This is a genomic window from Gilvimarinus sp. 2_MG-2023 (assembly GCF_030547685.1).
GTDB lineage: Bacteria > Pseudomonadota > Gammaproteobacteria > Pseudomonadales > Cellvibrionaceae > Gilvimarinus.
On the sequence record NZ_JAUOQM010000038.1, the window covers coordinates 44,089 to 59,094 of the forward strand.

The window sequence follows — 15,006 nt, forward strand, 5'->3', positions numbered from 1 at the left end:
CAATTCAGCCTTATAATGCTTTTACAGCTACGCCCAAAAACGATAAACAGAGCTGGCAAAGAGCTCAAATACCGTTAACTCAGCTTTGAAACAGGGCGCATTAAAAGTTAATGACGCCGGTATTAAGACCCGTAAAGTCCTGAAATTTGGGTATGTGATGGCATAAAGCATGACCTAAATCGTTCTAGTCATTGCAAATGCTGAATTCACTTAAGCACGCAAACACGACACAGTAAGTGCGAATCTGGCGCAGAACAAACAGCATGCCTTGGTGAGAAAAAGTTTTTTACTTTGAATTAACTAATTAACTGGACTTCAATGCAGCGCTCGTGATAATCATTAACAAACCCTGTGTACTTAAGTACACACAATGTAGTTTTATGCTTTAAGAAATAGGAATTACTCGTTGCCATTGCGATTGAAATTAATAGCTACTATATGAATAAAATTGAATTTGAAATTAAAAGTATTGAAAAAGTTCTTCGCAATTCCTGGATTAAAAAGGAAGGCAGCTTAGTCGATCAAATTTATAAAACCTTGCGCGCAAATATTATTAATCTCTCTTTACCACCGGAAATGCCGTTAGTGGAAAAAGAAATTGCCTCCATTGTCGAGATCAGTAAAACACCTGTTCGCGAAGCATTAATACGCTTAGAAAATGACCGTTTGGTCTCAATTGTACCCAAAAGCGGTAGCTACGTTACGCCGATTAGCCTTGAGAGGTATATTGAAGCTTGTTTTATACGAGTCAGTCTTGAGGGAGGCTGCGTGAAAAGATTGGCCGAACGAGGTATCGGCTTAGCCGAAAAAATACAAATTCAATCTATTATTAGAAAGCAAGAACAACTGTCCGAACAAGACAGTGACGCATTTGAGTTAAAAGCCGATTCGCCACACTTTGAAGCCAATGAAGAGTTTCACCGCACATTGTTTGGCTATGCAGACTTCTCTGGTGCTTGGCTTCTTCTAAACAGTGCCAAGGCTGAAATTGACCGCGTTAGACACTTAAAAAACATGATGGGGATTAATCGACAGCGCAGTATCATTGATGAGCATACAGATATTGTTCAAGCCATTTTAGATAGAGACCCACAAAAAGCTGAGCATGCAATGATACGGCACATCGGAGATATAAACGAAGAAACCGAAATAATCTCTAACAATCCTTTATTTATTAGTACGATGCAAGACTTTAACTCTCTGATTAGCGAGCAACGGCGTCGCCGTAACGCAAGCACCGCCAACGGCAGGCGCTTCGTCAGTAAACGTGTCATTTTTTGATAGAGAACATAACTCGAATATTGTCTAAACGACCTATTCGACTCATCTTCTTCACGGGGTATATACGGCAGGCAGTCCGCATGGTTCCTTTACTGAAACCGTATGGCAGAAGTCATTTCACGCCTAAACATCACCCACAAAACCAGAACTAAATGCCTCTTTCTTCGTCTTCGCCGGTAACACGGCGAATGCGGGCTTGCTCTTCTTCGTTTTCAGCAATAACGGCTTTAATTTCTTCCAGTACCGCGTCTACATCTGGGTCTTCTTCTTCAACGTGGTAGATACCGGTAATGGGTGTCTCGGGGGTTAATTCGCCCTCGGCAAACAGCGCCCACATTTCTCGGGCGTAATCGGTATTACTCAATTGAGGGGCGAACTCGGCGTAGTATTCGGTGATTTTTTCCACATCGCGAGTGAACATGGCCTGAGCGTTATTATTAGCAGCGGCATCTACCGCTTGAGGCAAGTCGATCACAACCGGGCCGTAGGCATCGAGCAGTACATTAAACTCGGATAAATCACCATGTACCAGTCCCTCACACAGCATCAGCTTAATGTAATGCATCATCAGCTCGTGGTCTTCCAGAGCCTGCTCTTCGGTGAGCACCACATCATCTAGACGAGGCGCCACATCGCCCTCATCATCGGTAACTAACTCCATCAACAGAACGCCATCCACACAACCGTATGTTTCCGGTACGCGCACCCCTGCCTTGGCCAAACGGGCGAGGGCAGACACCTCGGCATTCTGCCAAACTTCCTCTTGCTGCTGGCGACCATAGGAAGAGCGCTTAGACATTGCCCGCGCCCGGCGGCCACTGCGTACCGAACGGCCCTCTTGGTATTCGGCAGCCTTCTTAAAGCTGCGCTTAGCGGCGTCTTTATAGACCTTGGCACAGCGAATCGTATCGCCGCAGCGCACAATAAAGATATCCGCCTCTTTGCCACTCATTAACCGTGATAAAACTTCACTGATCAAGCCATCATCGACCAGCGGCTGTAAACGCTTGGGAACTTTCATTCTGCCTTTTCAAAGCCTTATGGGAACAAGTCAGTCACAATAGAGCCAGTTACCCTAAAGTGCAACTGGTAGGAGATATATGTTTGGGTTACAGAGCACGGGGTGCTGGCGATGGCAGTACCTCGCAAATTCTAGGGCAATGCGGCTGCCTATCGTTAAAGCTGCCCCCAATACAACTCTCTCTTTACCCTACTGCTATTAACGTAGATTTCTGCTACAAACTCACAAACTATTCTTTATGCAGCAGTGTATGTAAAAAAGGGACTCGGTTACCCGAGCCCCTTTTTTACTGCAATCAACTAACGCTTTTAATGTGTGACCTCAAAGTCATAAAACGATACGCGTGCCAATTGACCTGGCTCGCCACCGTTGTTCTGGTTGTAGGAGCCGGCTTTAAAGTAAAACCAATCAGAGTCGTACTCGCCCGACCAGGTAACGGTTCTGGACACCCAGCTGCCGTCTTCTTTAGTGACGGTAACAGTCATATCACGGCCTTCCACATCGACCTCGTAAGACCATTTCTCACCAAGCTCGATGCCATTCACAGGTTCGTCGGCCGATACGTCTGAACCGTATATAGTGAAGCTGGAATCGCCAAACATCGGATAGAAGATTTCTTTGCTGCTATCTTCATAAGCGAAATAGACAAAACCATTAGTATGCCCCGGCAATAAGCGGTAGTAAATTTTAAATGGCTCGTCCTCCGACGCGTGAATTTGGCCGACGATAACCCGGCCCACCATATACTCACTGCCCGCGTCCGTGCTGGTAGACACCTGATCAACCGACACCGTCGCCTTCATATTGCCATCCACACCACCTGCCTCGGCTTGATCTCCCGCTGATGCAGTGGAGATTACCCAGTTGTTACCAAGCTCTTTGGTACCGGCCGAGCTATCGAGCATTTCTCGCAATTCGGTGCGCGAGTATTTAGTGCTTGAACTGGTGGTTTCACCCTCGTTCGGGCACTGAAATACCATGGCGCCCGTTTCTGGATCGGTAAAAAACTGATCGGCGACCGCAACCGGTGGTTGAACCTCAGACGCATCAGGGTAGGTGATTTTCCACAGGCTTAAATCGTAGTTTTCATCCGGTTCGTTACTGGTGCTCAAACTGCGCCCAGCGTTAAAGGTAGCGCCCGTACCTGAGGTCAGCGGGCTATTACTTAACTCTAGCCTGGCACTGTCGGTGTCAAAATTATCTTCGTTGGCCGATATATCGGTATCACAGGGGCCGGGCACACCATCGGAGGTGTCTTCATCCCCGGTGAGCGGAATATCCAGTACCGCGATTTCAGTAATCGAGTTCCAACTACTGTCCGAATTACCAAAACCCTCATAGCGCACATAGCGCGCCTCAGTCTCTGGTATAGAGAAATATATGGCGCCATAAGACGCTAGGTTTTCACGCTGCGTTGTCCAACTCTCGCCGTCCACACTGGTGTGCAAGCTAAAGCAAGTATTGCGCTCCGTAGGCTTAGAAAACTCAATCTGCAGGGTGTTAACGGTTTTCACTTCACCCAAATCTAGATCCAGATAAACCGTACCCTCATCGCTGTCACCCGACCAGCGCGAATCATTGCTGCTGTCGCCATCAAGTACATTCGTCGCAGGGTTTTCCGCCTGTTCATGGGTGGCAGATACGCTACTAATCGGATGAACCGTTGTCGTCTCACTCGGCGCAGGGTCAGGATCTGGGGTTGGGTCTGGAGTAGGATCTGGAGTAGGGTCCGGATCTGGATCCGGCGCTGGCGTCGGGATTGGGTCCGAGGTAGTGTCTGAATCACCACCCCCGCCACAGGCAACCAAAGTCGTCGCGCACATTGCGAGAAGAATTATGCTTAGCTGTTTAATTTTCATGATGGAATACTCCATTTTGATTATATTTATCTTATTATTGTAATTGTTTACGATGGGAGTTGGTAGGGTACGACAAGTACAGGGGTAAGAGCAAAGATATATCTCTCAAGCTAAAATATTCGACACAGTCGGCCGGCCAGCACTAACGGGGATTAACAATCGCATAATCAGCACCGATTATTTATTCAATATCGACTCAAAATTTTGAAAATCAATCAAGTTAGAAATAACGAATATTCCTTTAGCTGACATGTAATTCAAATCTATGAACATCCTGATTGCTCACACTTCAAACCTACCCCTTCACGAACCAATATTAAATACTATGTGTCGCCCCCAAATAAATGCAGCAATAAACGTAAACACCTTAAACAATGCGTTAATATAAGCTTGATTTTTACCAAGGGTTCTAGTTAGGAGCATTATAGGATTTCATGCGAGGATAATCAGCGTATTATTTTTTAGCTTATCCCTTCTAAATTATAGTGAGATACCTAAACAGAGAGGGTCTTGATATTTAGACAATAATCTTATCTCTGAAAACTCCCGCACCTCACTTTTTAGTGAATATTTTTATATAAATCTATATTGGCAGACTGATTTATTCGAAATTTTTGGCATTCTAGAATAAAGTTACCAACTCGAATAGAAATACTTTCAAAATTTTTTCTGTGCGAACCATTGCTTAATACTCATAACACCCTAATCTACTGCTATTTTAAGGGCGCCACACTGAGCAATATTGTAACGTATGTCTTTATATTATGGCACTTGAAAAAACTAACCATGACCTTGCTTGATCTTTTATTATTGAGTATTTTTTTAAAATTTCTTTTTTCATAATCATGAGCTTTATCTGCCGTCGGCATCTTACCTCTTAAGTTTTTTCTTTAATATTGTGTGCAATAATATAAGAGCGAACAATTACTCCCATTCCAACTTTACTTTTCAACGTATCTATTAAGATTTATCATCTATCCATATTATTCCTTTTCACTTAACAAGTGTATATCACGCATGGGCGTAATCATTTCTTGAAAAATAATTTCGAACGCCCCGCAAGAGATTTAATGAATTAAGGTTTAAGCCGATTTTGGTCTTAGGGGAGGGAAAATAAAGCGAGCACGCTTTCGGGTGAATGCGTGCGCTGTGTGCAGAGGCGACACAATATACTTATATAAAAATCTTCACCTGCTACGAAGTGCCGCTTTTTGCCCCATTTACCTCTAGGCCGAATGGAAATCGATTTTAGGGGGTAAGCAAACAGGACGTTTGCGCAAGTATCGCCATCGCATGAACGAGCTTGTCGATACGGCCCGTTAAAATCGATTGGAATGAGGGAACCCAAAGGGCCAGATGTTGGGGCGCGGCATTTGGGTACTTTTGGCCAAGACCGAAAGTACCTTGCAACGCCCGGCGACCCGGGCAAGTTGAATCAAAGCTGCGGCAAAAAATTAAACGTATACTGCTTACTCGTCACCACAACATCCTCCCTCGCCGGGAAGCTAATCAACTTAACCCGCGCCAACACCTTGGCCTCCAACTCGGGATCGTTCAGCCCCGAGCTGACAATCACCACATCGGCCAAAGAGCCATCGGGGTTAATCACCAGTTTAAGCACAATTTTCCCCTGCAGCGCCGGATTAGAACGCAAGGCGCGACGGTAGTAGCGGTCCAGCGCACTGGCGTGCTGGCTCATCACTTGGCGAATTTCTTCATCGCTGCGCTCACCGGCCCGGCGCGCGGGTTCTGCCGTCTCGGTGCCGACGCCGCTATCGGCGCCAGCCAAGGGGCTTTCCACTTGGGTGGTTTCGCGCCCTGCGAGTGCGGTGTTGGCCGTGTCGGTGGAAAGCGCTGCGGTGTTAATGCCACCGCTGTCGGACTCGGCGCCACTGGTAATAAGATCGCGCTCGGTGACTTGCGCCTCGGCCGCACCGTGCGTTACTTCATTGCGGGTTAGCTCGGCGGTGTCGATTTCATTGCGCATATCCGCCAGGGCATCCTGAAACTGCAAAACGCCGGATACCTTAGCCACTTCGCGAGCCTTTTCCACTTCTGTTGGCTCGGGCTCTGGCACAGGTTCGGGTTGTTCGACTGGCTCTGGCTCTTCTACGGGCTCGGGTTTTTCCGGTTCGGGCTCTGCTTGCTCGGGCTCGGGCAGTGGCGGCGGGGGGTCTATCTCTTCTTTTTCTAACAGAACACGGGCCAGTTGTGGCGGCAATTTTTGTTTTTCTTCGCGCTCAATCTCGGGCAGGGTAATCAACGACAGCACCAGAGCCAGCACCGAGCACAGCACAACCGCCACCAATACCAACTTGCCAAAGCGCGCGTCGTCGGTCGCACTGCGATCAAAGGGAGATTGCACGGATTGGTAATCGCCACCGGCCATATCAGTCAGTCGCCCCCGCTTGCTCGCGTTTGTCAGCCTGTTGATTAACGGCCAGGGAGATATCGCGGTAACCGGCCTGGGCGCAGGTGTTCATCACCTGTTTAAGCAGGGTATAGGGAATGTCTTTATCGCCCATTATGGTGATAGGCAGGCCGCTCGCCTCTTGCTCCGCGGTTAGGGTGCGGCGCTCGGCGCGGTAGCTAAGCTCTTTTAGCAGGGGTTCAATTTCATTGGCCTCGCTAATATCAGCCAGCTCAACCACCGGCCGCCCGCTAACCAAAATACGGCTATCGTTGACCATTACTATCAGGGTGGTATCGGGCACGTTGTTGGCAATGGAGGCTGGCAACTCAATGGATTTGTCGTTGCTCAACACTTCCACATCGGATGAGTTGACCAACAAAAAGAACACCAAAATGGTGAAGATATCCATCAACGAGACCAAATTAAGTTTGGGCACATTTTTATTGCGACGATGGTGCTTGGCCATACGCTTGGCGCGCAGTGATTGCTTCACGGGGCACCTCCGGCGCTGTTGCTGGCCGCTGTACAGATGCTTTGATCGGCATCTTTAAGTGGGTCCGACTTTGGCGCATCTCCGAGGGAGATTTGCGGAAACAGCGCGGCGTCTACCACGCTGGCGGCTACCACCGCTTTAAATGAGCGCACGGCGTCCATGGTGCTGACGATGGTTTGGTAGTCGGTATCCGGTTCGGCCAGCAACACTATGTCGTTTTTCTCCAGCCCGTAAGAGTCTTCCAAACGGATTTTAATTTGCTGGAGGGCATAGGTAAGCTCGGTAAAATTGTGCTCGCCGGCCTGCTCGCCCTCGGCGTGGGGGCATATAGAATAGGCGCGATTGCCCGCCGGGTGATTAATGCCCAGGTATTCGGGGTAAATCACCACTTCCAGAAAGTCCATATCCTCGGCTTCGCTCTCGCCACCGCCCGCTGCGCTGTCGGGCAGGTTGAGTTCAAGCACGGTGATGCGCGAGAACACCATGCTCAACAGCAACACCGGAACCAGAACAATCATCAGGTTCATAAAGGAGGTGATGTTGAGCTCGGCCTCTTCGTTGTGCCGACGTCGTCTAAACCGCATTGAAAGCTCCGGCTTACGCGCTGGCTTTAGCGGTAGGTTTGGCGCTGGAGGCGGTCAGCAAATTCAGACATTTGACCCCGGTCATTTCCAGCGAGTCTACCAGCTCCGTGGTTTTGGTTTGCAGCATGGCGTGGAACAGAAGCAGTGGAATAGCGGAAATCAAACCGAAGGCGGTGGTGTTCATAGCCACCGAAATACTGCTGGATAGCAGCGATGCTTTTTCCGCCGGGTCGGCCTCAGCCACGGCGGTAAAGGCGGCGATTAGGCCAATAATGGTGCCCAAAAGCCCCAAAAGTGTTGCTATATTAGCCAAAGTGGCTAGATATGGAGTGCGCTTTTCCAACCGCGGCATGGCTTCTAGTACACCCTCTTCCATGGCCAGTTCAATATCATCGCGACCGCCCGCTTGCCCCATACGCTGCACACCGGCGGCAACAATACGGGCGATGGGCGCCTCACTTGAGCGGCCCATATTGACTACGCCCTGATAGTCGCGCTTTTTCAGAAGCGGCATCACGCGGTTAAACGCCTGAGCATTGGCGCGCTTAGCGCTAGCCAGTACCAAATAGCGCTCGATGGCGATGACCAAACCAATGACCAGTACCAGCGCAATCGGGTACATAAAAGGCCCACCATGTTGGAAAAATCGCACGATCGTCGTCAAAAAATCCATAATTTGTCTACCTTAACTCTGGCCTTGTGGTAATGGGTGCGGGGCGGAGCCCAGTGTATTCGTCGTATCGACGCATTATGCCTCATTCATCGGCGTTGGGTTGTGAACCGTCCGAGTTTTCTGGCGCCTCCAGCGGCTTTTGCCAGGCCAGCTCGCGTTTAAGCTCCGAGCGCTCCAGATGTTCGTACACCCGGGCCGATTGACTCTGCACCACATCGTACTTAAGCGTGGGGCTGTCGGGGGTTTGCCAGGGCACAATATACAGCACCTGCGGCTGCTCCTGATTACCGGTAATGGTCGTTTCCAGTGCGTCTTCCTGCGCGTGCGCGATCAGCGACAGCCCTGCTAAAGACAGGGTCAAGAGGAGTGCACGGGCGATGCTAGATGTCACAGTGGGCCTCCGGCGGCGATGCGGCGCTGTAAATCAATAATCCAACCCGCCAGTGTTGGGTCGGGCTGGCCTTGGGTCTGCTCGATAATATATTGCGCCGCCTGATAGTGCAGCAGCGCCCGCGGCCAGCGGCCAGTGTACAAGTCGTACAAAATACCGAGATTTTTATGGCTGGCCACCGAGTGTGGCCATACCGCCAGGGCGTCTTGGTAGAGCTGCTCGGCAGCGGCAAATTCGCCCTGGCGCCGCTGCAGGGCGGCCAGGTGATTGTAGGCATCGACATTGAGCGGGTTGGCCGCCAACGCCCGCTCAAAAGCGGCTTGGGCCTGCCCCGGCTCGTCCAGCTGAGTCCAGACAATACCCAAGTTCAGCCAGGGGGCGGTCAACTCCGGCGCCTGGGCCACAATCGCCTGCAGTATGGGCCTCGCCTGACTCCAGCGCTGTTTATCCATCGCCGTTAACGCGGCCTGAAAATCGCGGCTAATGGTTCGGCTTACCGAGGGCGGCGCGCCTTGGCTGTAGGGGTTTTGGGTGACTGGCCCGGCGGGCAGCACCGCGTTAAAAGCCTCTGGCGACTGTTCGGCTGATGTGGATTCCGGCTCGGGCGCGGTGGCGCAACCGACCAATAAAAGGCTGATGGCAACGGCGGTTAGCCCGCGCCCGAATAACGACGTGCGGGTTTTAACGCAGTTCACGCTGGGCCTCCACTGTACTTTCGTGTTTGCCGTAGCGGGCGGGCAGAATTTTGCCCAGCGACTCGATGCTGGCGGCCACCCAATCGTCGTAGAGTTGGTCGAAACTGCGCTGGGCGTTGGCCTCGTGCAACTCAATGGCTTTTTCTTCAAACGGATAGGCCTGTTCTTCCAGCAAAATATCGTATTGCTCAAGCTCCAGAGCGTTGAGTTCTTTGGGCCGCTCGGAGGCCATTAAATCCCGCGCCAGCAGAGTGTAAATTTCACCGATATAAAAATTGGCCCGGGTGGTGAATTGGGCCACATTAAAGTCCAACACCTGGCGCTGAGCCGCGAGGGCGTCGTCCAGCGCGGCGCGTTTGCGCGTCAAGCTGGATTTAATGGGCAGTGTCAGGGCAATAGAGCGAAAACGCTGGTATGGCCCCTGGGCTAAGGTGGTGGCTGCCTGCGCGCCTAAATAGCGGCTGCGCTCGGTGGGGTTTTGTTGGCCACTGGTAATCAGTCGGTTGAGCCAGAAATTGCGGCTGAGTTCATCCCCCGCTTGTTCGTACATTTGCGTCAAGCGCTGTTCGACTTCCAGCCGGTCGTTAAAAGGCTCGGGGTAAGCGTGGGCGTAGTCGCGATAGTGGTTGCGCGCCTGCTCCCAGTTGCCCGCTTTGTCGTAGTATTCGGCGGCGGTAAGCAGTGACTGGCGCGCCCGTTCGGGGTTATCGGCGCTGGCAAGCGCTTGCTGGCTGAGCAGGGCGGCGGCTTTTTCCCAAGCCTGCAAGGCCTCGTAAATCACAATCAGCTTGGCGGGAATATTGGTCGCCAGTGTGTGGTTGGGGTAAAGGTTGGCAAAGCGCGATAGCAGCGATTCGGCCAGCGGCCAGTCGCCCGCCATTTGCGCGGCGTGGCCGGCGTCAAATAGAGCGGTACTGGCAATATCAGTGTTGGGCAGTTCGCGCTCGATGCGCAGCAGCAAGGCAATGCCGGCATCGGTATTATCGGCGGCCAGGGCCTGTTGCGCCTGCTGGTAAAGACTGGCGGCGATGCGCTCGCGCAACTCGGCGGCCGAAGGCGAGCCCGGCTGGCTGCCCCACTCGGGGTGCAGCCGCAGCGCCTGCCAGTAAGCGGCTTCGGCCTCGGCGTAGAACGCTTGGTCAAACTCGGCGTGGCCGAGAGTCAGCCAGGCGCTGTAGAGCAGTGGCCCGGCTGGGACCGGCTGCCAGGTAATCACCTGACGCGCCACCTCGGCGGCGCGGGTTAAATCGCCCTGGAACATCAGCTCCGGTGCGGTGCTGGCCAGCACTTGCACGGCGCGCTCGTCATGGGGATATAACTCGGCAAATTTTAGCGCGTTGTCTATTTTGCGCTGCTGCCACTGCCACACTTCGCTCGTCACCGGCTCTTGGGCTTGGGGCACCGAGGGGTCGGCCTCTGGGCCGGTGCTCGTTTGCGAAGCTTCTACCAGTTGTTGCGCCAACAAAATACTGCTGTAACCGGCATCGCTGCCGTAGGTAGGGTCGCGCCGGGTAAAGGCCACGGTTTCGTAGGCGGTCAGCGCTGAAAGTGTGCGCCCACTTTCGCTGTAGGCCTCGGCCATAAGGAAGTTCATCTCTCCGGCTCGGGAGTCGGCCGGGAAGGTGACAATAAATTGCTGATACAGGTCGGCCGCCTCAAGGTAGGCGCGGTTAACATCGGCCCGGCTCGGTGCCAGCTCGCCGCCCTCAGCCAGTCCGGCCTGCAAGCGCTGAGCTTCGGCGTGGTGGTGGCGCGCCAGTTCGTGCAAGTAAAGCTTCAGCTTAGCCAGCGCGTCGGTGCTCATATTGCGCGGCTTTTTACTGCGTATCTCTTGCCTGGCCTGCAGGGCGCTTGTGGTTTGCGGCAGGCCCGCCCGCGCTTGCCAGTAGCTGCTGTAAACCCCGTACCGATCGACAAACGCGCGCTTGGCGGGCAGCACTAGTGAGGGGAAACCGCCGCGCTGGTAGGTCTCAATTTCCATAATCGAGAAATCCGGTGCCAGATCTGCATCCGGGTTGTGATTGACGAAGCGAGCGTAGGTGTCGGCGCTGTCCAGATGGCGCTCTTGGGTCTCGTAGAGCTTACCCAACTCGCGGTAAAGCAAGTGCTGATAAGCTCGGGTGCCGATCGCCTGTTGCTGTTCGGCAATGCTCTGCGCGCCGTCGAGGTTGGCGTAGGTAAAGCTGAGCACCCGCAAGGTGTCGTCTATTAAATTGCGCTGATTGGCCCCCATCTTTCGCAAGGCTTTGCCTACCTGCCCCGGCAGTTGTACACCGACAAAGCCCTGATCGAGTAGCTGGGTAAAGTTGCCCATGGCGGCGTCGTACTGGCTGAGCTTGTAGGCAGACCAACCCTGCATATAGAGCGCGTTATCGGCAAAGCTGCTGGCCGGGCTGGCGGCTACCTGACGATAAAGTTGCTGCGCCTGCTGGTAATCGCCCGCGGCGAAGGCGCGCTCGGCGCGGCGAAATTGCGCTTCGTGCAAATAGGCCGACTGCGGAAAGCGCGCGGCCAGCTCATCCAGCGCGGCGGCCGCCTCGGCATCGCGCCCCTCCAGTGCCAGAGCCTTGGCCAGTTTGTAGTAGAGCGCATCGGGCGCGGTGGCGACCGATGCCTGGGGGTCAGTGGCGTATGCCTCGACCAACTGCTGGTAGTGAGCGATTGGCTCGGCAAAAAACTGGGTCAAGCTGCGCGCCTCTTGCTGCGCTTGTTCGCTGCGGGCCATTTCCAGATCGGCCAGACGCACCTGTATTTGGTGGCGCACTTGAGGGTGCGTCGCCACACTCAGTGCCGAGCGGTACTGAGCCTCGATTTGAGCCAGGTCCTGCGCGCTGACCGCGAGGTCAGAGGGGGGCAGTTGCGCTTCAGGCAGGTCGGCTAGGGTATTTCCCACCTGATGTAAAGGCTGGTGACTACAGGCGCCCAGTGTAATAGCCGTTACTACGGCCAGCGGCAGGTGGCGGCGAAAGCGAATCATTGCGGCGCTTCCTCGGGTACTCGCTCGGGTTCAGACATCGACTCAGGTTCAGGCGCTATATCGGACACTGGCGACGCACTCAGTGGCGGCCGGTTGCGGTAAGCATCGTCCATTAAACGTGCGATGCTTAAGCGCGTTTGCGCCAAGTAATCATTGAGTCGGGCGCGGTGTTCACCCAGATGGCCGCGCAGAGCTGCACTGAGGGCAGCGGCTTGTTCGTTAATGGCTTGTGCCTGCGCCGCCAATAACTGTTGGTTGCGTTCACGGGCACGATTAAGGCGCTGTAATTGGGCTTGTAAGTCTTGCTCTTGGGCCAGAAGCTGCTCGATGCGCTCACTGGCCGCCAGGCTGCTGGCCAATGACGCATTGATTTGATTAAGGCGCTTTTGCACCTCCCAGCGGTTGGCGGGTAGTTGCTGGGCGGCGCGCCACTGCAACACCCCGGCAAAAAAATTGAGCTTGGCTTGGGCCTGATAGGGCAGCGGCTTTTTGCCCTCCAGCGCTTGAAGCGCGCGCTGGGCACTTTGCTGGCGTGCGTGTAAGGCGCGGGTTTGTGTATCAGCCAGTGCCATGGCGTTGTGCTGAACCTCTATTTGACGCAACTGTTCGCTCAGCCGGTCGCTTACCGTTTGTAATTCATCACTTTGCTGTAGCAGACCGGAGCGGGATAATTGATCGGCCCGCTCGGCGCGGCGCAGACGCTTTTGTTGCACCAGCTCGCGGTACACATCGAGCTTTTGCTGCCACTGACGGTGGCGGTGCTGCAAATCCACCAAGTCGCGCAGTAATTGCGCTTGCTGTTGCTGAGCGTCGTCGCGCAGCAGAGTATCGAGATAGGTGAGCGGGCTGGTGATCACACTGGAATCGGGCAGGCTCAACCAGTTTTGGCCACTTTTCGCCTGGCTCGGGTGCAAGGCTTGCGGCCGACGCTCTCCGGTCAGGTAATCGAGCAGAGCCTGGGCGTTTAACTGAGCCAGGTGAGTGTCGATATCGGCCAGCATCTCGGTCAGCAGTGTTTCCGATTCGCCGTAGGCGATTAGCGCGGCCCCGGTGGAGCCCATTTGCTCATAGGCCCAGGGCACAGCGAGCAGTGACTCCTGCACGGCCGGGTCGAGCAGTGAGCGCTGGCGCAGCGCCTGCCAAGGTTTTAGGGCGAGCACATAGTCGTGATAACTGGCGGCGCTCCAGCCGTAGCCGAGCAGGGCGCGGTTGGCAAAGGCCGTCTCGAGCCTTACCCGGCGGAACGCCGCCTTGGCCGAGGCAAAGTCTTTTTGTTGCAAGTAACTGTAGCCTAACGCGGTCAGGGCTTTGTCGCGCAGGGCGAGGTATTCGTCGCCGCGCTCGGGATCCGTGGGCGGGGCGGCCGCCAAAAGCGCCTGATAATAGCTTTGTGCACGGATCGGGTCGTTTTGACGCGCGGCGCTGTTGCCTAAGTTAAGCAGCGCTAAATGCGAATGCTCGGCCAAAGGCTCGAGTATGGGCTCTGCGTCGTTAAGGCTGGGGGCGCCGCGCCCGGCAATCAGTAAGCTGATTCGCAAATTGGCGGCTTCTTCGGCCAGGCCGGGGCTGAGTGAACCCTGCAAGGCGTCGAGGTTGAGCTGGGCCTGATCGAGCCGCCCTGCCTGATAGTGCAGACGGGCCAAATAGAGATGAGCGGTATCGCGCAGGCGCCCAGGCTCACCTTGGTTTAAGTGAGTATTAAATGCTTGCTGGGCCTGTTCGGTCATGCCGTAGGCCAGCAACATACCACCGCGCATAAGCTCTGGGTAGTGTTGGTGCCCCTTAATGCCGCCGCGACTTTGGGCGAGATCGAGAGCGATTAGCGCCTGGGGCAAATCCCCCTGATAGTAGTGGTACAGGCTTTCACCATAGGATAAATCTTGTGCGGCTGGGTGTAGCTGTGCCTGCGCACTGGCGGTGATAGCCGCCAGTGCCAGTAATGCGGGACGTAACAGGTTTACAACTCCCATTGCTTGATATCAAACACCGGTTGCAGTTTTTGCCCGGAGTCGACGATTTTCAGCTCCAACACCAGGGGGGCCGTGGTTTTTTCTACCGTGAGGCTGGCCGCGCGTTTATAGCTTTGCCCTTTGGGGCCGGTGCCGGTAAAAAACGCGCTGATTTCATGCTCGCCCTGACGCAAATTGCCCAGATATAACTTCTGAATACCGCCGCGGCGCAAGGTGGTTAGCTGCTTGTCCGTGTAGAGTTCGCTGCTGATAAAGTCATCGTCCACTTTGACTTTAACCGAATCCAGCGCAAAGTAGTGACCGACATCCAGCGATAGGTAGAGCGCTATTTGGCTGTTGGCCGGAAACAAGAGTTCTTCTTCCAGGATTAACAAATCGCGATTCAATTGCAGCGACTGCTGTTTTAATGATTCGGCCCTTAGCGCCAAATTCTCAGCCTCAGCCTCGGTGGCTGAGCCCTGGGCCCACACCATAGCCGCCAGCGCGTACAGGCTAAGAGCCAGCAGTAATCGGGTCGCCGTTAGCAAGCGCGTCATAGTTGCATCCTGTTGGTTTATTGGCAGCATTGGCCACGGTGGCAAAGCCTTTGGCAGTTTAATCAATTGCGGCCCATCGTGCAGCGCTTCGTATCGCGCGAGGGGCTTTTGCA

General features: G+C 53.7%; 12 protein-coding genes. 1 reads left to right on the forward strand and 11 read right to left on the reverse strand.

From position 1 onward, the window contains the following. Nucleotides 1–438: 438 nt before the first annotated feature. A complete protein-coding gene (locus Q4526_RS08190; RefSeq protein WP_215976566.1) occupies nucleotides 439–1,281 on the forward strand; it encodes a GntR family transcriptional regulator in 843 nt (280 codons plus the stop codon). Between the two features lie 148 nt (nucleotides 1,282–1,429). Here Q4526_RS08190 and Q4526_RS08195 read toward each other — a convergent pair whose 3' ends face one another. The 11 genes from Q4526_RS08195 to Q4526_RS08245 form a co-directional block, all read right to left on the reverse strand. Then, a complete protein-coding gene (locus Q4526_RS08195; RefSeq protein ID WP_215976567.1) occupies nucleotides 1,430–2,302 on the reverse strand; it encodes a PA4780 family RIO1-like protein kinase in 873 nt (290 codons plus the stop codon). Between the two features lie 308 nt (nucleotides 2,303–2,610). Then, entirely contained in the window at nucleotides 2,611–4,161 is a 1,551-nt protein-coding gene (locus Q4526_RS08200) for a polysaccharide lyase family 7 protein (protein ID WP_215976568.1), read from the reverse strand. A 1,435-nt stretch (nucleotides 4,162–5,596) separates the two neighbouring features. Beyond that, complete coding sequence (locus tag Q4526_RS08205; protein ID WP_215976569.1) at nucleotides 5,597–6,550, reverse strand: AgmX/PglI C-terminal domain-containing protein; 954 nt, start codon at nucleotides 6,548–6,550, stop codon at nucleotides 5,597–5,599. 1 nt (nucleotide 6,551) lies between these two features. Next, nucleotides 6,552–7,067, reverse strand: coding sequence for a biopolymer transporter ExbD (locus Q4526_RS08210; RefSeq protein WP_215976570.1), 516 nt, complete (start codon nucleotides 7,065–7,067; stop codon nucleotides 6,552–6,554). Next, complete coding sequence (locus Q4526_RS08215; RefSeq protein ID WP_215976571.1) at nucleotides 7,064–7,651, reverse strand: biopolymer transporter ExbD; 588 nt, start codon at nucleotides 7,649–7,651, stop codon at nucleotides 7,064–7,066. Before Q4526_RS08215 ends, Q4526_RS08210 begins: the two co-directional genes overlap by 4 nt. A gap of 13 nt (nucleotides 7,652–7,664) precedes the next feature. Continuing rightward, nucleotides 7,665–8,324, reverse strand: coding sequence for a MotA/TolQ/ExbB proton channel family protein (locus Q4526_RS08220; RefSeq protein ID WP_215976572.1), 660 nt, complete (start codon nucleotides 8,322–8,324; stop codon nucleotides 7,665–7,667). Between the two features lie 82 nt (nucleotides 8,325–8,406). Continuing rightward, nucleotides 8,407–8,715, reverse strand: coding sequence for a hypothetical protein (locus Q4526_RS08225; protein ID WP_303604543.1), 309 nt, complete (start codon nucleotides 8,713–8,715; stop codon nucleotides 8,407–8,409). After that, complete coding sequence (locus Q4526_RS08230) at nucleotides 8,712–9,410, reverse strand: tetratricopeptide repeat protein (RefSeq protein WP_215976573.1); 699 nt, start codon at nucleotides 9,408–9,410, stop codon at nucleotides 8,712–8,714. The genes Q4526_RS08225 and Q4526_RS08230 overlap by 4 nt, the downstream gene beginning before the upstream one ends. Beyond that, nucleotides 9,397–12,387 (reverse strand): tetratricopeptide repeat protein, encoded by a 2,991-nt coding sequence (locus Q4526_RS08235; RefSeq protein ID WP_215976574.1) that lies wholly within the window; start codon nucleotides 12,385–12,387, stop codon nucleotides 9,397–9,399. The genes Q4526_RS08230 and Q4526_RS08235 overlap by 14 nt, the downstream gene beginning before the upstream one ends. Beyond that, nucleotides 12,384–14,357: a hypothetical protein gene (locus Q4526_RS08240; RefSeq protein WP_215976575.1), complete on the reverse strand. Its 1,974-nt coding sequence runs from the start codon at nucleotides 14,355–14,357 to the stop codon at nucleotides 12,384–12,386. Before Q4526_RS08240 ends, Q4526_RS08235 begins: the two co-directional genes overlap by 4 nt. Further along, entirely contained in the window at nucleotides 14,345–14,893 is a 549-nt protein-coding gene (locus tag Q4526_RS08245; RefSeq protein ID WP_215976576.1) for an AraC family transcriptional regulator, read from the reverse strand. Before Q4526_RS08245 ends, Q4526_RS08240 begins: the two co-directional genes overlap by 13 nt. Nucleotides 14,894–15,006 lie beyond the last annotated feature (113 nt).